The 19,695-nt window shown below is 58.6% G+C and carries 16 protein-coding genes; 14 read left to right on the top strand and 2 right to left on the bottom strand.

Going from position 1 to position 19,695, the window contains the following annotated elements:
• Positions 1-154 precede the first annotated feature (154 nt).
• Together prpF and prpD are read left to right on the top strand one after the other, a co-directional pair.
• Entirely contained in the window at positions 155-1,333 is a 1,179-nt protein-coding gene (gene prpF, locus BY454_RS03505; protein WP_104415306.1) for a 2-methylaconitate cis-trans isomerase PrpF, read from the top strand.
• Positions 1,334-1,500: 167 nt separating this feature from the next.
• On the top strand, positions 1,501-2,985 hold the full coding sequence (gene prpD / locus BY454_RS03500) for a 2-methylcitrate dehydratase (RefSeq protein WP_104415307.1): 1,485 nt from the start codon (positions 1,501-1,503) through the stop codon (positions 2,983-2,985).
• A gap of 10 nt (positions 2,986-2,995) precedes the next feature.
• Here prpD and BY454_RS03495 read toward each other — a convergent pair whose 3' ends face one another.
• Together BY454_RS03495 and BY454_RS03490 are read right to left on the bottom strand one after the other, a co-directional pair.
• Positions 2,996-3,994, bottom strand: coding sequence for an ExeA family protein (locus BY454_RS03495; RefSeq protein WP_104415308.1), 999 nt, complete (start codon positions 3,992-3,994; stop codon positions 2,996-2,998).
• Between the two features lie 14 nt (positions 3,995-4,008).
• The gene (locus tag BY454_RS03490; protein WP_258075550.1) at positions 4,009-4,920 is read right to left on the bottom strand and encodes an XrtA system polysaccharide deacetylase; all 912 of its coding nucleotides are present in this window, start codon (positions 4,918-4,920) and stop codon (positions 4,009-4,011) included.
• A gap of 131 nt (positions 4,921-5,051) precedes the next feature.
• On the opposite strand from BY454_RS03490, the gene BY454_RS03485 reads away from it, so the two are divergent.
• The 12 genes from BY454_RS03485 (at position 5,052) to BY454_RS03430 (ending at position 19,695) form a co-directional block, all read left to right on the top strand.
• A complete protein-coding gene (locus BY454_RS03485) occupies positions 5,052-6,455 on the top strand; it encodes a TIGR03013 family XrtA/PEP-CTERM system glycosyltransferase (RefSeq protein ID WP_104415309.1) in 1,404 nt (467 codons plus the stop codon).
• Positions 6,456-6,529: 74 nt separating this feature from the next.
• Complete coding sequence (locus tag BY454_RS03480; protein WP_258075549.1) at positions 6,530-7,132, top strand: XrtA/PEP-CTERM system exopolysaccharide export protein; 603 nt, start codon at positions 6,530-6,532, stop codon at positions 7,130-7,132.
• Complete coding sequence (locus tag BY454_RS03475) at positions 7,132-8,703, top strand: XrtA system polysaccharide chain length determinant (RefSeq protein ID WP_104415310.1); 1,572 nt, start codon at positions 7,132-7,134, stop codon at positions 8,701-8,703. The genes BY454_RS03480 and BY454_RS03475 overlap by 1 nt, the downstream gene beginning before the upstream one ends.
• Positions 8,703-9,578: a polysaccharide biosynthesis protein gene (locus BY454_RS03470; protein WP_104415311.1), complete on the top strand. Its 876-nt coding sequence runs from the start codon at positions 8,703-8,705 to the stop codon at positions 9,576-9,578. The genes BY454_RS03475 and BY454_RS03470 overlap by 1 nt, the downstream gene beginning before the upstream one ends.
• 4 nt (positions 9,579-9,582) lie before the next feature.
• Entirely contained in the window at positions 9,583-10,932 is a 1,350-nt protein-coding gene (locus BY454_RS03465) for a hypothetical protein (protein ID WP_104415312.1), read from the top strand.
• Positions 10,933-10,956: 24 nt separating this feature from the next.
• On the top strand, positions 10,957-11,955 hold the full coding sequence (locus tag BY454_RS03460; RefSeq protein ID WP_104415313.1) for a polysaccharide deacetylase family protein: 999 nt from the start codon (positions 10,957-10,959) through the stop codon (positions 11,953-11,955).
• Complete coding sequence (locus BY454_RS03455; protein ID WP_104415314.1) at positions 11,952-13,778, top strand: carbamoyltransferase family protein; 1,827 nt, start codon at positions 11,952-11,954, stop codon at positions 13,776-13,778. The genes BY454_RS03460 and BY454_RS03455 overlap by 4 nt, the downstream gene beginning before the upstream one ends.
• Positions 13,779-13,804: 26 nt before the next feature.
• Complete coding sequence (locus tag BY454_RS03450) at positions 13,805-14,953, top strand: GNAT family N-acetyltransferase (RefSeq protein WP_181049638.1); 1,149 nt, start codon at positions 13,805-13,807, stop codon at positions 14,951-14,953.
• Positions 14,953-16,026, top strand: coding sequence for a FemAB family XrtA/PEP-CTERM system-associated protein (locus tag BY454_RS03445; protein ID WP_104415315.1), 1,074 nt, complete (start codon positions 14,953-14,955; stop codon positions 16,024-16,026). Before BY454_RS03450 ends, BY454_RS03445 begins: the two co-directional genes overlap by 1 nt.
• Positions 16,023-17,201 (top strand): glycosyltransferase family 2 protein, encoded by a 1,179-nt coding sequence (locus tag BY454_RS03440; protein WP_104415316.1) that lies wholly within the window; start codon positions 16,023-16,025, stop codon positions 17,199-17,201. The genes BY454_RS03445 and BY454_RS03440 overlap by 4 nt, the downstream gene beginning before the upstream one ends.
• On the top strand, positions 17,201-18,544 hold the full coding sequence (locus BY454_RS03435) for an O-antigen ligase family protein (protein ID WP_104415317.1): 1,344 nt from the start codon (positions 17,201-17,203) through the stop codon (positions 18,542-18,544). Before BY454_RS03440 ends, BY454_RS03435 begins: the two co-directional genes overlap by 1 nt.
• Entirely contained in the window at positions 18,541-19,695 is a 1,155-nt protein-coding gene (locus tag BY454_RS03430; protein ID WP_104415318.1) for a glycosyltransferase family 4 protein, read from the top strand. The genes BY454_RS03435 and BY454_RS03430 overlap by 4 nt, the downstream gene beginning before the upstream one ends.

The following is a 19,695-nucleotide window of genomic DNA, read 5'->3' as shown; positions in this document are numbered from 1 at the left end:
TCCACTAAATCCACGAAAAGAAATTCGTTAAATCGTTTTTTTATTTCGTGTTCTTTCGTGGGTTTCGTGGCTGAAAATGTCTTTGCTTTTGTCTTTTCCTTCCGTGTTTTCCGTGGATTCCGTGGCAAAAAATGCTTTAAAAAGAGGCATTCCCATGAGTTTCCCGAAGCAAATTAAGGTACCGGCCACCTACATGCGTGGCGGCACCAGTAAAGGCGTGTTTTTCCGCCTGCAGGACCTTCCGGAGCCGTGCCAGGTTCCGGGTGAGGCCCGTGACAAGTTGCTGCTGCGGGTAATCGGCAGCCCCGATCCCTACCAGAAGCAGATCGATGGCCTGGGTAACGCCACCTCCAGCACCAGCAAATCGGTGATTTTGGCGGCACCCACCCAGCCCGATCACGACGTGGATTACCTGTTCGGTCAGGTGTCCATCGACAAGCCGTTTGTGGACTGGAGCGGTAACTGCGGCAACCTGACCGCCGCCGTTGGTGCGTTTGCCATTCATGGCGGTTTTGTGCCGAAAGAGCGGATTCCGGAAAACGGCGTCTGCACGGTGCGTATCTGGCAGGCCAACATCCAGAAAACCATTGTGGCCCACGTGCCCATCACCGATGGTGAAGTCCAGGAAACCGGCGATTTCGAGCTGGACGGGGTCACCTTCCCGGCGGCAGAAATCGAAGTGGAGTTCATGGACCCGGCCGACGGCGATGGCGCCATGTTCCCGACTGGCAACGTTGTGGACGACCTTGAAGTGCCGGGTGTCGGCACCCTTAAGGCGACCATGATCAACGCCGGTATTCCGACCATCTTCCTGAACGCGGAGGAAATCGGCTATACCGGCACCGAGCTGCAGGAAGCCATCAATAACGACGTGCAGGCGCTGGACCGGTTTGAAACCATCCGTGCCCACGGTGCCGTAAAGATGGGCCTGATCAAGGACATCAGTGAAGCCGCCAATCGGCAGCACACGCCGAAAGTGGCGTTTGTCGCCAAACCGGTGGATTACGTGGCCTCAAGCGGCAAGACCATCACTCCCGATGACGTGGACCTGCTGGTACGTGCGCTGTCCATGGGCAAACTGCACCACGCTATGATGGGCACGGCTGCCGTGGCCATTGCCACTGCCTCCGCAGTACCCGGCACGTTGGTGAACCTTGCTGCCGGTGGCGGCGACCGCAAGCATGTGACTTTCGGTCATCCGTCCGGTACCTTGCGTGTAGGCGCTGAAGCATCACAGGTGGACGGCCAGTGGACCGCCACCAAGGCCATCATGAGCCGCAGCGCCCGGATCATCATGGAAGGGAATGTCCGGGTTCCCGGCGATACGTTTTGATCAAGGAGGCGTCATCCAGAGCCAATGAGATGACGTAAGCCCTTGCAGGAAGTGAATCGGTTAGCTGTGACCGATTGTGCCCCTGAGCAACAAACCGTCTATTCTTTGGATAGCGGGGCGTCGCCAGGGGCTTTTTTATTTCTATTGCGTCCGAAAGGAGGCCAGCTATGTCAGCAACGTTTGATGTCAATGAACGCCCGGATTACGACCAGGTGTTGCAGCAAATCGCGGACTATGTACTTAGCTATGAGATCGATAGTGACGAGGCTTGGAACACGGCCCGTAACTGCCTGATTGATACCATAGGATGTGGATTGCTGGCCCTGCGATTCCCGGAATGCACCAAACATCTGGGGCCCATGGTTGAAGGTACCACCGTCCCTAACGGGGCCCGCGTCCCGGGCACGCCCTTCCGGCTGGACCCGGTGAAAGCCGCCTGGGATATTGGCTGCATCGTGCGCTGGCTGGATTACAACGACACTTGGCTGGCGGCTGAGTGGGGCCACCCCTCGGATAATCTGGGGGCGATCCTGGCTGTGGCTGATTATCTTTCCCAGAAGCGTATCGCCGAGGGGAAGGCACCTCTGGTGATGAAGGACGTGCTGGAAGCCATGATCATGGCCCACGAAATCCAGGGCGTGCTGGCGCTGGAAAACTCCTTTAACCGTGTCGGGCTGGATCACGTGGTGCTGGTGAAAGTCGCCTCCACCGCCGTGGCGGCCAAGCTCATGGGCGCCAATCGGGAGCAGATCCTTTCGGCATTGTCCCACGCGTGGGTGGATGGCCAAGCGCTTCGCACTTACCGCCACGCGCCCAATGCCGGCTCCCGCAAATCATGGGCAGCGGGTGATGCCAGTAGCCGGGGCGTGCGACTGGCCGATATGGCCATGCGCGGGGAAATGGGCATTCCCGGCGTGCTGACCGCCCCCCAGTGGGGCTTCTACGACGTGCTGTTCAGCAAGACCAACAAGGACCAGAAGCTCAAACCGGAAGACAAACGCCAGTTTTCACTGCCACAGCCGTTTGGCAGTTACGTGATGGAAAACGTGCTGTTCAAGATTTCCTTCCCGGCGGAATTCCATGCCCAGACCGCCGCCGAGGCCGCGGTAACGCTGCACCCGGAGGTAAAGGATCGCCTTAGTGAGATCGATAAAATCGTGATCACCACTCACGAATCCGCCATCCGCATCATCTCCAAGGTTGGCAAGCTGGCTAACCCCGCAGACCGGGACCACTGCCTGCAGTACATGACGGCGGTGCCCCTGATTTTTGGCAGCCTGACCGCCGAGCATTACGAGGACAGCTTCCACGAGGCGCATCCGGAAATCGACGAGCTGCGTGACAAGATGGAAGTGGTGGAAGACGAGCGCTATACCCGGGAATACCTGGAGGAAGACAAGCGCTCCATTGCCAATGCCATCCAGGTGTTCTTCAAGGACGGGTCGAGCACGGATCAAGTGGCTGTGGAGTACCCGATTGGCCATCGCCGGCGTCGTGAGGAGGGCATTCCGCTGCTCGAAGAGAAATTCCGGGCCAACCTGGCGACCCGCTTTCCTGCCACGCGTTGTGAGACCATTTTCGAACTCTGCCGGGATCAGAGAGCGCTGGAAAACACGCCCGTGTCTGAATTCTCCAGTTTGTTTGTGATCTGACCCCGTTGGCTCAGGAGGTTTCCGAATCCCGCACGGCGAGGCGGGATTCGATCCGTTCCAGCGCGTCGGCAATGCGCTCCAGGCTGCCGGCTACCGTGCGCCACTGACGGTCTGTCATGGGTGATGATTCCGCACCCAGCGTCGGTATGTTGTCCCGGGGTATGGTTTGTGATCGTGGAGCCGGCTTCTTCCGTTGGGCCAGGTCCGGCTCTTCACCGAGCAATTCGGTGCGAATGGACTTCAAATCGTACGGATCAATGAAGGGGCGGTCCTCGGAATACGCGCACATCAACATGCCATCACACAGCTTGTTGATTAATCGCGGAATCCCGCCACTGATATCGTGAATCTCGCGCACCGTCTCGTCATCAAACAACCGGTTGCCACCGTGGCCGGAGACCAGCAGGCGATAATCGATGTACTCGGCCGTTTCCGCCTGCGACAGCCCTTCAAGGTGAAAGAACAGTTTCACGCGCTGCGCCAGCTGAGGAATGGCGGTGATGGCCTGTCGCAGCTCCGGCTGGCCCAGCAGGATCACCCGCATCGAAGGCCCCCCCATACTCTCCATGCCAGTCAGCATCCGTATGTCTTCCAAGTTCTCCCGGGTCAGGTTCTGGGCTTCGTCGATGGCCAGTATCACCGGGGTACCGGCGGCGGCCATTTTTTCCAGGTACTCGGTAATCTGGAACAGCATGGCCACCTTGGTGTCTTCCGTTACCTCGATCCCGGCTTTGCGAAGGATCAACGCAAACAGGTCCCGGGATTCGAGATTGGTATAGGAAATGTTCAGCAGCTTAAGGTTACCTTCCAGGTTACGAACCGTCTTTTTCAGCAGGGTGGTTTTACCCGAGCCGATTTCACCGCTGATCACCACGAACCCCTCAGAGCTCCAGATGGCGGACGACATGTACACATAGGCCCGCGAGTGTTGCTGGCTCATGTAGATGAAATCGTCCTCCGGGGTAATCCGGAAGGGGTGACGGTGCAGGCCAAAAAAGTCCAGATACATAGTCAAATCCCTTGTCAGGCCAATGCCAGCATTTGTCGTGTGCTCACCACCGGCTGATCCGTTGGACAGGCGGCAAAACTGTCGCTGACGGTGCCAAACCGGAAATCCTGCAGCAGGCGTTCCAGACGTTTTTCACACTTGTCCAGATTAGTGTAGTGCCGAAAACGGGAAAGCCAGCTGGCGTTGTTGAACCTGGGCTGACCGGGGTCGACCTCCCAGGGGTGCAGGTAGAAGATCTGTGGCCGAATCCCGAAGCCCGATGCCTGAGCAAACAGATGTCGGAACAGTGGGTAGGGGAATTGCCGGAAGTAACCCCCGCCGGCGGCGGGTATCGGCATCCCCAGGATTTTCGCGGTGGTAAGCGGGAACTCCTGCAGGATTGCTCCCTTGTCGGTCTTAAGCGTGTAAGGCGTGGAGGGAGAACCGGGGATGCCGTACTTGTCGTGATGTACCGGGAAAATGCTTGAATCCCATTTGAAACCGCATTCCACCAGGATATCCAGTGCCCAGAGCGAATCCCGGGTAATGGAATAGCTGGCTGCCCGATATCCAACCACGGGTTTGCCGGTCAGATCCTCCAATAGCTGCTTGGAGTGTCGAGTTTCTTGACGAAATTCCTCCGGGGTCTGGCGGTAAATCAACTGATGACTGTAACCGTGAGAGGCGATTTCGTGGCCGGCTCGGTCAATCTCCCGAACCAGATCCGGGCAGTGCTCCGCGACCCAGCCCAATACAAAGAACGTGGCCTTGACATGATAGCGCTCGAACAGCGCCAGCAGGCGTTCGGTGTTCTCCCGCACCCGTAGTGGCTGGCTTGACCAGCTGTCCCGGGGGACCACATTCGACAGCGCGGCAACGTGGAAATAATCCTCCACATCGACACTCATGGCGTGCAACGGTTGGGCTGATTGGGTCCGATCCGACATGATTTTTCTTCCTTGTTGGAAACACAATGTTTGATGGGCTATAAAGAAGTGTAAAATAACTTTACAAAAAGATACAAAAACTTGTTAAGTACAGTTTCTCAGCAGTCAGAGAACTGACAAGGAAGTTCGACGTGTCCTATATCCGTTTTCGAAAGCACTACCTCCATATCCCTTATCTGGTGCTGGCGGTGATTGAGTTTGCGGTTCTGCTGGGCGTGTTTATTGTCCTGACAGGTGTCTACGCCCCGCAGAGTGTTCCGCCCGGCCCAGAGGGAGTGTTGTCGGCATCGCTCCTGTTTGCCGCCATTCTGAGTCTGGGGACGCTGGCCATGGGCGGTTACGCCGAGATTGTTCGGGAAACCCTTTCTCAACTGTATTTCCGCACGCTGGTGGCTTACTGCTTTCTTGGCGGTATTGCGCTGGCACTGGTCTACGCCTTTCTGCCGGCCATGGACCCAGGCAGCACCAACCTGTTCTGGGCGGTGTTGATCTGTACCTTTGTGGTGATCGTGCTGCGGCGGCTGTTCCTGGCCATGGTGGATTCTCAGCAACTGGTTCGCCGGGTGGTGGTTTTCGGCGCTGGAACGGCCGCCCAGGACTTACTGGATGATTACGACGCCAACATGCGGGCAATGGGAATACGGGTGGTCGGCTGCCTGGCGGATACCAGTGAGCCTGTTGTGGCTGAAGACCGGTTGCTCACCACCCCGGCGGATCTTTACCAGTATTGCCGCAAGAATCGCATCTCCGAAATTGTGATTGCGCCCCAGGAGCGGCGGCGCAGCGAAGGTGGCTGGCTGCCGGTTCCGGAATTAATGGAGTGCAAGCTGCGGGGGATTGCCGTGACCAACGCCATTGATTTCTACGAGCGGGAGCTGAGGAAGGTGAAGTTGGAGCTGGTACACCCATCCTGGATTGTGTTTTCCGAAGGTTTCCGGGTGTCGCGTTTTGTCCAGTGGACCAAGCGGTTGACAGACCTGGTACTCAGCCTTGTGCTGCTGGCGATTGCGATTCCCTTCATGTTGTTAACCGCCTTGGCCATTGTTCTGGAGACCGGTCGCCCGATTCTCTATAGCCAGAAGCGAGTAGGCCAGCTGGGCCGGGAATTCCGCATCTACAAATTCCGCAGCATGCGTCAGGACGCGGAAAAGGATGGCAAGGCCCGCTGGGCGTCGGCTAACGACAACCGCGTGACGCGGGTCGGGGCCTTCATCCGCAATACTCGCCTCGATGAGCTGCCACAGATCTACAACGTAATCCGGGGCGACATGAGCTTTGTTGGCCCCCGGCCAGAGCGGCCCGAGTTTGTGGCCGAACTGAAAGAAAAAATTCCTTTTTATGACACCCGGCACTATGTCCGCCCCGGCCTGATGGGGTGGGCGCAGCTGAATTATCCCTATGGCGCGTCTATTGAAGACGCCCGGGGCAAACTCGAGTACGACCTGTACTACTCTAAGAATCACAGCCTGTTGATGGATTTTCTGATCATGATTCAGACCGTCGAGGTGGTGTTGCTTGGCAAGGGCGTACATTGACTGACAGACCTGGCAAAGACAAAGGAACGGGAGGTTCTATGGGTATCTTGAGTCAATTCAGAAACGGACTGCTTGTGCTGGCAGCCCTCCTGCTGACGGCCTGCTCGGGGATACCATCCTCCGACAAGATGCCGCCCGCTTCGGAACTGGAAGCCGACCCCTATGAGATTGGGGTGGGGGACACCATTACCGTGCATGTCTGGCGTAATCCCGAGCTGGGACAAGCCATTGTGGTGAGACCCGACGGCTACATTTCACTGCCCCTGATGGGGGATGTGAAAGCCGAGGGCAAAGAACCCGAGGCCCTGGCCTCGGAAATTACCGCAGGCTTGTCCGAATACATCCGGACGCCGGAAGTTACCGTGATGGTGACCAATCCGGTGAGTAAGGAATTCCGCAATCGGGTGCGCATTACCGGTCAGGTCACTTCACCACAGTCCGTGGCCTTCCAGCCCGGGATGACGGTGCTGGACCTGGTGCTGATGGCGGGCGGCCTCACGGATTTTGCCGCCGACGGTCGAGCCACGCTCTCAAGGATGGTCAACGGTGAATACAAGACCTGGGAGCTGGATCTGGGCGCCATGTTGCGTGACGGCGACATGACCTACAACCACGCCCTGCAACCCGGTGATGTGATTAGTGTGCCTCGTAAGCAGCTGTTTCGTGGGGAACTCTGATGGACCTTCAATTTCTGCTGGATACGCTCCGTGCCGTCAGGCTTGAGCTGTATCGCAAGCGCGTCCTGGCGGCAGTTGTGTTCATGGTGGTCACTGCCGGAGTACTGGCAGTGGGGTATATCACACCAAAAACCTATACCTCGGAGGCGGTGCTCTATGCCGACCAGAGCAGCATCCTTGAGCCACTGCTTCGAGGCCAGGCCGAGGTGACTCAACTGGACCGCATCAACGAGGCCCGGGAAACCATCGAGAGCCGGAGCTTCCTGGAACAGGTGGCTTTGGATACGGGCCTGATTACCAGTAACCAATCCGATCAGCAGCGCAATGGGGCCATCGCCGAGCTGCGTGACCAGGTGAACCTGCGGGTGAGTAACAGAAGCTTTCTGGAGCTGAGTTACCGCAGCAGCAGTCCGGAACAGTCGTTCCAGGTGCTGAGCACGGTATTGGACCGGTTCCTGGAACGGACCGCGCGCAAGAAACGCTCCGAGAGCCAGAGCGCCTATGAGTTTATCGACTCTCAGGTCAAAGCCTACCAGCGACAGTTGGAGGCCGCCGAGCAGCGCCTGAAAGATTTCCGGATTCGTAATCAGGATGGCACCGAAGGCAATGTGAATGCTCGCATTGAGCGGCTTCGTGGTGACATTGAGAATCTGAAACTGGAAATCGAACAGAGCCGGTCGCAGATTGAATTGACGCGTAAACAGCTCGCAAATGAAGAGCCCGTGCGGCGGGTTGCGGTTGATGGCGGCCTGTCCACGACTGCCCGTCGCCTGGAAGCTTTGCGCCAGAAGAAAGACAGCCTGCTGCTTCAGTATCAAGAGCGCCATCCCGATGTGGTGGCGGTAAACGCGCAGATCGCTGAGCTGGAAGAGCAGCTCGCTAGCGGTACCGCCGAAGAGACCGACGTGGGCCGGACCGAGGTGATGGAAAACCCCACCTACGAGAGCCTGAAGCTTCAGCTGGCTGAGGCAACCACCCGCCTGGCGGTACAGGAAAAACGCCTGGAATCGTTACAGGGGCTGCTGGATGAGGCCTTCGAGCGGGGTGACAAGGTTGCCGCCAATGAGGCTGAGCTGGCAGAGCTGACACGGGATTACGACGTGACGCGGGATGTCTATGAAGACATGCTGCAACGCCGGGAGCGGGCGCGCCTCACCATGACGCTGGATGTTCAGGGTGAGGGCGGTAGCTATCGGATTCAGGAACCCGCGTCTTATCCGGTGACCTGGGATGGCCTGCAGTTGTACCAGATCGGCATTGCCGGCCCGTTCCTTGGCAGTGCTACGGTGATGGGGCTGCTGGCCATGCTGGTAATGCTGGATCAGCGCCTGCGTTCACCACGGGCCTTGCAGTTGGCCCTGCCGCCGTCCATTCCGGTGATGGCGACCATCCCCCATTACAGCAGTACCTGGAAAGACCGTCTGTTGAGAAAAGACGTGCTGTTCCTGGTGTTCGTGCTGGGTCTGTTTATGGTCGGCTACCTGGCATTCCTCATGTTCAGCGTGATGGGCGTGACACCCGAGCAGCTGATTTCGAAAATCAATGAAATGCTGGGCCGGGGAGGTCAGTGATGGACGACAGCAAGCTTTATCGGGCGTTGCTCAAGAGCCAGAAGGAACAGCCGGCGGAACCGGCGCCAGGTGAAGCCCGGGCCGAGGAGAATTTCCGGCGGGAGCGGCCTTTTGCCGAGTCTTCACGCCGTTATCCAGAGCCGCCCTTACTGAAGACGGACAACGCGGATCATCGCCCCACGGTTTACGATTCAGCGGTGTCGCTTGGCATGATCGCCAATCCCCGACCCTGGTCTCATGCCCAACTCAGGGAGCGCAAAATCATCTATCCGGCCATGCCGGACAAGCGGGTCATGGATGCCTACCGTGAATGGCGCATCCAATTGCGCAACCGGGCGGATGACGATGGCAATTTCACCGTGCTGTACAGCAGTCTGACTCATCAGGGCGGTTCGGTGCTGACGGCATTCAACCTGGCGGCTGCCTTCGCCATGGACGCCCATACCTCGGCCCTGCTGGTGGATTGCGACCCGTACCACGCAGAACTCAAAGAGCTGGTGTCGGTACCCATGAATTCCGGTGTGACGGATTACGTAGCCGATTCGTCGTTGTCGGTGAAATCCATCCTGTATCCCAGTGGTGTCGATCGCCTGACGGTGGTGCCGGCGGGTACCCAGGCGTCATCGGCGGTTGAGCTGTTTTCTTCGGTGCGCATGCGTGAACTGATGGAGGAACTGAAGCGCCGGTATTCTGACCGCTGCATCATCGTCAACGCCCCTCCCATTCGCAGAAGCACTGAGGCCCGAATTCTCGAGCGATTTGCCGATCAGGTGGTCTTTGGCGTGCCCTTTGGCGATGTCACCGCCGATGTGGTGAGTGAATGCGTGGAAGCGGTGGATCTGCAGAAATTTTCCGGTCTGGTCTTTCAGGAGTAGAACAATGAATGCCAGGGACGATTCTTACAGGCAGGCCGGTTGCCTGCTGATTGCCGGCAGTCTTGCCTTTTCAGCGCCGGTTCTCGGGCAGTCGGCGTCGGATGCGATAGATAGCATCAGTGGCTCGGCTAGTGTGTTTGGTGGCGTTGTTCACACCCGGCTGGACACTGGCACGGGTGAGGAAAGCAACACCAAGCCCAGTGCTGGTGTCTCGGGCGACATTGGCGGCTCCATGAGTAGTGGCGCCAACAATCTGGACCTCCGTTACGGCGGCAGGCTGACAACCCGGCGAAGTCTGCCCAATGGCGACCAGACCGACGACAGCTCCATTACCGGTGCCTCCCGGTATCAATACGCCGATCCCTCCAGCATCATGGATTTCAACCTGGGCCATTCGGTCCAGTCGGTCCGTAACGATACCGGTTTTGTTCTCAATGCCGGGGATTACGATACCCGCCACACGGTTCGGGGTGGCGCCGGGCTGACTTTCCAGCCGGGCGAGGTGACTTCGCTTCGTCTGTCGGGCCAGGCGGGCAAAAGCTTTGGTAGCGGTGACCTGGAGGACGAAAAGTCCTGGACCACCGGGGCGGATTTGAGGCGCCGGTTGTCGGCGCGATCAACCGGGCTGTTAACCACTCGCCGCAGTTGGTCCGAGAGCCAGGGAGTGGACACCACCATCGACAACGCCGAGTTGGGCTATGAACGCCAGCTCGAAACCGGCTGGTTCAGTATTGCCGCCGGTGGCAGCTGGTCGGAGACTGAATTTCCCGGCGACCGGGTTACGAATGAAAGTGAAGCGGTTACCGGCCACGTCTCCCGAATCTGGTCGACCACGGATAGCAGTACAACGGTTCGTTACGAGCGTCGGCTGTCGGACAGCGCCACGGATCTGTCTCTGGACTTGCCGGAAGAACTGTCGTTCCTGCCTGATACGATTCAGCTCCAGGATCTGGTGACCACGGACTCTGTTCTGGTTGCCCACAATACCTCACGTCTGTGCCGCATCTGCCGCTTCTCAATGCTGGCGGAGGCGTCAATGCTCGAGTCCGAACTTTCCGACGCCAAAACCCACGAGTATCGGACCAGCCTTAACCTGTCAGTGGATATCACCCGGGTGCACGAATTCCTGGCCAGCTACAGCTGGCAAGCCGAAGCCGGTGAGGATTCCGGCGATATTCAGGTGCAAATCCACCGTTTGAGTCTCGGGGTAACCCGGCGGCTGGCCGAGGATGTGCGGTTGGGGCTTGAGCTGAACCAGGCCTGGTTACGGGATGATCAGGAGGGTAGTGACCGCGATGAATACGGGCTGCGGGTCTTCCTGACCCGCAATTTCAGCCTGATGGAAAGGCGTTAACCAGGTAACGGGCAGAAGGGAATCATGTTCGAAAACAGACGCAGTATCGAGTTGCCGGCAGACCTGCCTCCCCAGTTGATCGCGGTGGTGGACACCGAGGAGGAGTTTGACTGGCGGGCCGAGCCGGATTCCGCCGCTGACCGCGTGACCGCCATGGACAGTATTGACCGTGTTCAGGATGTTTTTGATGAATACGGGATAACGCCCTGTTATGTCATTGATTATCCCATCGCCAGCAAGCCCGGTGGCTACCGCAAGCTGAAGGCATACGTCGAAGAGGGCCGGTGTGAAATTGGCGCTCACTTGCATCCTTGGGTGAATCCGCCGGTGAGCGAGGCTTTGACTCGCGCCAATACCTATCCCGGCAACCTGCCAGCAGAGCTGGAGAGACAAAAACTGAGCCTGCTGCGAGACACCATCCAACAGAACCTGGGTGTGCTGCCGGTGGCCTACAAGGCCGGGCGTTACGGCTTTGGACCCAACACCGGGCGAACATTGCAGGAACTGGGGTTTCACATTGACCTTTCTATTTGTCCGCCACTGGACTCGCGGTCTGACGGGGGGCCGGATTATCGGCGGTTTGATGCCTGGCCATTCTGGTTTGGTGAAGCTGACAACCCCATGCTGGAGCTTCCCTGCACCGGCGGTTTCGTCGGCTGGTCCGGTCGTGCCGCGTTACCCGTGTATGAAGCCGGCCTGGCCTTGAAAAAGTTCCGGGCGCCGGGCGTTCTCTCCCGTGTCGGCGCGGTGGACCGACTGATGCTCTCGCCAGAGGGCTTCACCACCGGTGAACACATACGGCTGGTTCGTGCCCTGTATCGGCAAGGCCTGCGCAGTTTCACTTGGAGTTTTCACAGCCCCAGTGTGGTGCCGGGCAACACCGAATATGTGCAGGACGATGAACAGCTAACGGATTTTATTGACCGCTTTCGTCGGTTTTTCGACTTTTTCTTCAACGAACTGGGCGGCCAGGCCACCACGCCAACGGGCCTGCACCGTCTTATCAGGGAGAACAGGCTATGAGAGTGCTCGGTATCTCTCCTCTGGACAAGGACTCAACGGTTGCCATTGTGGAAGACGGGGAAATCCTGTTTGCCGCCGGGGAAGAGCGGTTTTCCCGAACCAAACAGCAGGATGGCTTTCCACAGCAGGCCCTCGAGAAGGCCCTGGCCTGGACCGGGCTCAAACTGTCCGACATGGACCAGGTTTGTTATCCGTTCCTAACCTGGGAAAACGAACAGCGGCTTTACCTGGATAACCTGGAGCAGGAGAAGGCATTTCTTCGCGGCTTTCAGCCGGCGGACCTGAGCAGTCAGATCCGTTCGGCCCTGGAAAAAGTGCCCGAGCGAAACCAGCCTATTCATGGCCTTGAACACCCCAACGCAATGATGGAGAAGGGGTTCCTGCACAGTTCGTTCTACAGCATGGCGGGTGCCCAGAAAATCGCGTCCAACAACGCGGCACTGAAAGGCTCACGGCAGTGGGCGGAATACGCCACCGATAGTTTCCGGCACTGGCAGAAAGACCTGGAAAACGGCCTGGAGCGCAACGGCTGGCGCAAACCCGTCAAGCGCATGGACCACCACCTGTCGCACGCGGCTAATAGCTATCTCTGCAGCGGTTATGATCGTGCCCTGTGCGTCACACTGGACGGCTATGGCAGTGGTCTGGCCGGCTCAATCAGTGAAGCGGATAACGGCAAGATACGGCGCCTGCATGGGTTGCCGTTTCCCAATTCACTGGGCACGCTCTATGAGCACGTGACGTCCAGCCTCGGTTTTCGCCCCAGTCGTCACGAGGGCAAGATTGTCGGGCTGGCCTCTTATGGCGATCCCACCATCCTGGGTGATGTCTTGCTGGCCCGGGTCAAACAGTTGCCGGGCGATTTCCGCATCTATGAGGCCAACAACGTCTATTTTTCCCGATACCTGGCCTCCAAGTTTCCCAAAATCGACGTTGCGGCCGCCTATCAGTATGTGTTGGAAAAGCTGGCTACCGACTATATCCGCTACTGGGTTCAGAAAACCGGTATCGGCAATCTGGTGCTTTCCGGAGGGGTCACCGCCAACGTCAAGCTCAACCAGCGGATTTTCGAGATTGAGGGTGTCAATAACATCTTTATCTACCCGAACATGGGGGACGGCGGTTGCGGTACCGGTGCCGCGCTTTATCACACCTGGCCCGGAGGCGTTAAAGAATCGATCAGCAGTGCCTATTTAGGGCCGGATTACTCCGAGGCACAGATGGAAACCGCACTCAAGGCAAGGGGATTGGCTTACCAGCGCCCTGAACATCTGGCTGCCGAAGTCGCGCGCCTGGTTCACGAAGGCAATGTGGTCGCGCGCTTTGACGGGCGCATGGAATACGGGCCACGGGCACTTGGCAACCGTTCCATCCTCTACCACGCCAGGGAGCCAGAAGTGAACCAGTGGCTGAACAAGCGGTTGGGTCGGACCGAGTTCATGCCCTTCGCCCCCGTCACGCTCTTTGAAGCCCGCGAGCGCTGTTACCACAACATCAAGGGCGCCGACCACGCCGCCGAATTCATGACCATCACGTTCGATTGTACCGACTTCATGCGCGAAACCTGCCCGGCGGCGGTGCACGTGGATGGCACCGCCCGGCCGCAGTTGATTCGTCGGGAGGTGAATCCTGGCTACTACGACATTCTGGCGGAATACGAAAAGCTCAGCGGCATTCCCAGCCTGATCAATACGAGTTTCAACATGCATGAGGAACCGATCGTGAATAGCCCGGAGGATGCGGCCCGGGCGTTTATGCAGGGTGCGCTGGATTATCTGGTGATGGGACCGTTCCTGGTGCCACAGCCCAACCCGGCCCATTGACCTCAGAGCCAAGCAGGATACCGCCCATGAACGCCGATCGCCTGGAAGTGACTCGCCAGCCCGTGCCGGAACCGGCGCAGCTGCAGGCCATCTGGCAAGAGCTGGAGGGACGCTCTGCGCCGCCGGTCTTTTTGTCATGGCAGTGGCTGGGGCATTGGCTGGCGGTTTATCAACCCCCGGCAGAACTCCTTGAGGTCAGGGAAGGAGCCCGTGTTATCGGATTGGGTATTGTGGTGGCCACGGAAGAAAGGCGCCATGGCGTGCTGCACTCTCACTGTTTGCGCTTGCACCAGACCGGTTACCGTCACCAGGACCAGATATGGATTGAGTACAACGGCTTTCTAGCCGAACAGGGTCGTGAGACCGACGTCGCCGAAGCCTGCCTACGTTACCTGTGCGATGAGATGCCTGACTGGGACGAATTCATCATCGGTGCCATTGATGCTGGCGAGGCGAAATTCTTTGCCGGCATGACGGGGCTGCACTCACACCTGCGGTGGGAGGCTCCCTGTTTCGGGGTGGATCTGAACGCCTTGCGCAGCAGTGGGCAGCATTACCTGTCCACGCTTTCCCGCAACACCCGGCACCAGATCAACCGCGCACACAGGCTGTACGAGTCACGGGGGCCACTGAGCCTGGTCCGGCCCGACTCCGCACATGAAGCGGTGGCGGTGTTTGACAGCATCGGCCCCTTGCACCTGCATCGCTGGGGGGACGGCCCGGACCAGAGCGGTTACGCCAATCCCGACTTCGTGCGTTTCCACCGCAGTCTGATTGAGGACCAGTGGGCCAGTGGCGGGGTGGACCTGGTGTCGTTGAAAGCGGGAGACGAGGTCATCGCTTCCTTTTACAACCTGCTGTACGACCAGAACGTCTATTTCTACCTCGGTGGTATGAAAACGGAAGACGATAACCGGCTTAAACCCGGCCTTTTAGGCCACAGCCTTTGCATAGAGGACTATCGCCAGCACGGCTTCCACTACTATGACTTTATGGGCGGTGAGGAACGCTACAAGTCGCAACTGGGCAGCTTCCACTGCCAACTGGTGCAGGTCTCCCTGCAACGCAGCCGCTTCAAACTCCGATTGGAGGATGTGGTTCGCAATGCCCGCAATCGTCTGCGGCAGGAAAGTGCCGAAAAGCTCAAGGAACGGCTTAAGGGAAGGGTGAAGTAATGCAGATCCGGATTGATCGTTTCCAATACGCGGATCATCAGGCCTGGCGGCGGTTCATTGCCCAGCAGCCCCAGGCAACAGCCTATCACCACCCGGCCTGGCTGCAGGCTATTCAGCAGTCCTACGGACACCCTGGCTGGTTGGTCTCGGCCTGGCAGGATGGCGCCATGGTTGGTGTTCTACCGGTCTGCCAGCTGCGCCGACCTGGGCGGGATGCCCTGGTGTCGCTGCCTTTTTGTGATCTGGGCGGCCCTGTGTCCGAGGGAGAGGACAGTGGCTCTGCGCTGGCAGAAGGAGCCCGGACCCTGCTGGATGACCTGGGAATAGGCCGGATGGAAATACGCCAGCGCGGGCAGCCACTCGATGAGGAATCCGTGATTCGGCCCGATCCGGAAAGCCTGGGAGAAAAAGTCAGTTTGCTGGCGGATCTGCCCGCCACACCCCAGGCCCTGTTTGCCGGCTTCCGGACCAAGTTGCGAAGTCAGATTCGCAAGGCGGAAAAAAACGGTCTGACGGCGACCGTTGAGTACGGTCCGGAGGCGATAGACGCCTTCTATCCGGTTTTCGCCGCCAACATGCGGCGCTTGGGGTCGCCGGTGCATGCCAGAGCCTGGTTCCAGGCCCTTCAGGCAACTTTCGGGCCGCAGCTGCTGGTCGGTCTGGTGCGGCTGGAGCAGCGTGTGGTGGCTGCAGGCGTGGTGTTGATCCAGGGCCGGCAGGCCTGTATTCCCTGGGCGTCGACGCTGAGCGAGTACAACCACCTGGCTCCTAACATGCTGTTGTACTGGCAACTGCTGAGCGAAACCACCCGGTTGGGGTGTGAACAGTTTGATTTCGGGCGGTCCAGCCTGGGCGAGGGCACTTATCGTTTCAAGCGCCAGTGGGGGGCGTGGCCGGTAGAGCTTCAATGGCAGAACTGGCACGTCGATGGCCGGATAACCAGTGTCGGGGGGAGTGGTCCCGGCAAACTGGCCCGGCATTCCCGTCAGTTGGTGGAAGCCTGTTGGCAGCGTTTACCCCTGGGCCTGGCCAACCGGATTGGCCCGCATCTGAGGAAGCACATCAGCTTATGATTGAGTTTCTGGCGGTGATCACAATGTGCAGTCTTCTGGTGCCGGCGTATGTGTACGTCGGTTATCCGGCCATGTTGTGGCTGCTGACCCGCCGGCGCACGTTCAGGCCCGCTCGTCAGTCAGACATGACCCCGCCGTTAACCCTGATCATCTCCTGCTACAACGAAGCGGCGGTCATTCACGACAAGCTGGTGAATGCCCTGAGCCTGGATTATCCGGTGGAACAGTTGCAGATTCTGGTGGTCTCCGATGGCTCGGACGATGGCACCGACGAGATCGTACGAACGTTTGCCGACCAGGGCGTGCAACTGATTCGCCAGGAAGGGCGGCTGGGCAAAACCATGGGTCTGAACCTGGCCATGGAGCAGGCGCGTGGTGAGCTGGTGGTATTCAGTGATGCCAACGCCATGTACGCGCCGGATGCCCTGCGCATGTTGGTGCGGCATTTCGCCGACCCGGCGGTTGGTTACGCGGTGGGGGCGGCGCTCTATACCGACAGTGATACCGGAGCCAGTGCCCGTAGTGAAAATCTTTACTGGCGCTATGAATTGGCCATCAAACAGATGGAAACCCGCCTGCATTCCGTGGTGGGTGGAGATGGCGCCATATACGCCATTCGCCGGGCGCTCTGGCAACCCCTGCAATCAAAAGACATCAACGACTTTGTGAATCCGCTCCAGATCATCGCGCTTGGGTATCGGGGCGTATTTGACCCGGAGGCACGTTGTTTCGAGGAAACAGCAGGTCATTTCGAAGGTGAAATCGCCCGTAAGGAGCGCATCGTCAATCGAAGCATCCGCGGGCTTATGCGAGTGAAAGTCACCATGAATCCGTTCCGGGTCGGCGTCTTTGCCTGGCAGGTGGTATCGCACAAATTGCTGCGCTGGCTGATCCCCGTGTTCCTGCTGGTGGCAGCCGTCGGCTCGGTGCTGCTGGCAATGGCGGGAGTTTTGGTATTCCAGTGGCTGGCAATATTCATGGTGGCTTGTTTGCTGTTGGCGGCTGCTGGAATGTTGGTCCGGGACAAGAATCGCCTGCCGGGTTTGGTTTCAGTTCCCTATTACTTTGCGATGGTCAACCTGTATGCATTACGGGGCATTCTCAGGGCCTTGTCCGGTGAGACCCAGGTAACCTGGGCCAGCGCCCGACCGGCCCAGAAACGGGAGCAGGAGTGATGTCGAAGTTCGCGCTGCTGTTTTTAACGGTGTTCTTCGGAAGCCTGATCGCCGCGCTGGTCTACAGCGGCACGGCCGCGTTGGTAATCTACCAGCTGGTCTATTTCCTGAATCCCGATGATCGCTGGTGGTCAGCGGTGATCCCTGGTTTGCGTTATTCCATGATCACCGTGCTGTTGATGATGCTCGTAGTGGCCCTGAAGTTCCGGGATTACGGCCGGCTGGCCCCCTGGTCGGAGATGCCGATCTTCAAGTACATGATTGCCTTGGTGATTCTGTATTACGTGGGGTACCTGTACGCGGTCAACCTGCCGCTGCACAAGGCCTACAGCTTTCAGTTCCTGAAGCTGGTGATCATCATGATGATCGCCTACAAACTGATCTATTCCGAGCGGGCGCTGACGGCTTGCCTATGGGCGTATGTGATCGGCGCCACCTACATCGGCTACCTGGCCTGGCTTAACGGGCGCAATGCCTATGGCCGGGTGGAAGGCATCGGCATGGTGGATGCGCCGGATGCGAACCACACTGCCGCGGCGCTGGTGCCGGCCGCGGTGATTCTTATGTATTACGCCTGGTTGGGAAACATGAAGGTGCGCCTGCTGGCACTGTTCTGTGGCGCGTTCATCGCCAACGGCCTGGTGCTGATCAACAGTCGGGGCGCGTTTCTTGGTGTTGCGCTCAGCCTGACCGTCTTCCTGTTTTATATGCTCTTTTCCAGGTACCAGCAGAAAGGCCAGCGGGCGGCGGCGATACTCATGATTGTGGTGGGCATCAGTGGTGGCCTGTATGTTGCCGATGACCTGTTTTGGGAGCGGGTCCAGACGCTCCAGTCCGAAGATCGCAATGTCAGCGGCGCGAGCCGGCTGGCCTTCTGGTGGGCCACCTTCGACATGATGGACGATTACCCCCTGGGTATTGGCGTGGGTGGCTATGAAACCCTGTCGCCGGTTTACATGGATGAAGAGACCCGGGGAGGTGTGGAACATCGGGCCGTGCATTCCATGTGGTTCCAGGGCCTGGCGGAGACCGGGTGGCAGGGCATGGTGGTGTTCGGGTTTTTGTTGCTGTCACTGTACCGGTTATCCCGGCGGGCCAAACGCCATGTGCTGGAGCAGGAGAACACGAGAGCCTATTTCAAGCTGCTGGCCCTTGAATGCGCTCTGATCGGCTTCCTGGTGGCCGGCTCGTTTATCGACCGGTTCCGGGCCGAGATCCTCTACTGGATGATTCTTTTCCTGGCTGCGGCCATCAATGTCTACTACCTGCAGGACAAGGCGAGCCGCAGCGATACCGGAGGCGGGAAATACCCTCAGGTTGCAAATGGACGTGTTGACTCATGAGACCTCTTCGGATTCTGCAGTTTATTACGCCATCGGGTTTTTATGGCGCCGAGCGCTGGATACTGGCTCTGGCCAATAACCTGGAACCGGGTCAGGTGGTGTGTGACCTGGCCGTCAGTCAGGAGACTTCTGACCAGGACCTGACGCTGGCTGAACTCTACCCGGCTTCGGTAGGGCAGGTTCATCGCGTCCCGATGGCTGGTCGCTTTGACTGGCGGGTGGTCAATCGGTTGGCGGCGATTATCCGGGAGCGTGAGATCGACATCATTCATTCCCATGGCTACAAATCCGACATCCTGGGTTTTCTGGCGGCCCGCAAGACTGGTATTCGTTGTGTCAGCACGCCCCACGGGTTTGCGGGCAGGGTAGGCCTGAAAATGGCCCTCTTCATCCGGCTGGGTACCTACACGCTTCGCCATTTTGATGCCGTTGCTCCGTTGTCCGAAGAGCTGGTGGCAGACATGGCCCGGTTCGGAGTGCCTGAGCATAAGGTTCGGTTTATCCGTAATGGCGTGGACCTGGCGGAGATCGACCAGGCGCTCTGCGAAATGCCACCGAGAGAACCGGTTGAGGACCGGAAAGTCATCGGTTTTGTGGGCCAGATGATTCCCAGGAAAGGTATTCCGGACCTGCTGTCGGTATTTGACCAACTCTACGGCCGTGATCCTTCCTTGCGTCTGCAGCTATTGGGTGATGGCAGACAACGACCGGAGCTCGAGCAGCAGGCAGCGGCACAGGACAGTGCGCCGGGCATCGAGTTTCTGGGCTTTCGCAACGACCGGCTGGCGTTGTTGAGCCGGTTTGATCTGTTTGTGATGACGTCATCACTGGAAGGTATTCCGCGTTGCATGATGGAAGCGATGGCTGTGGGGGTTCCGGTGGTTGCTTATGACATTCCGGGGGTTGATCAGTTGATTGAGCATGAGCACAACGGTCTGCTGGTGCCCTACGGAGACCAGCAAGCCCTGGCCGACAGCTGCCGGCGATTGCTTGCGGATGCCGAATGGGGCCGACGATTGGCTGCAGCCGCCCGAAAAACCATTGAAACGGAGTATTCCGCCGGGCGAATGGCCCGGGAGTACTCGTTGCTGTTCGCCCAACTGATGGGGCGCGGAAGCGCGTCAGTTCACATGGCAGGGGGCGCAGGCTGA

It is taken from the genome of Marinobacter persicus (assembly GCF_002934325.1).
GTDB lineage: Bacteria > Pseudomonadota > Gammaproteobacteria > Pseudomonadales > Oleiphilaceae > Marinobacter > Marinobacter persicus_A.
Note: the sequence above shows the minus strand (reverse complement) of the source record. Positions and strands in the feature narration are given on the sequence as shown.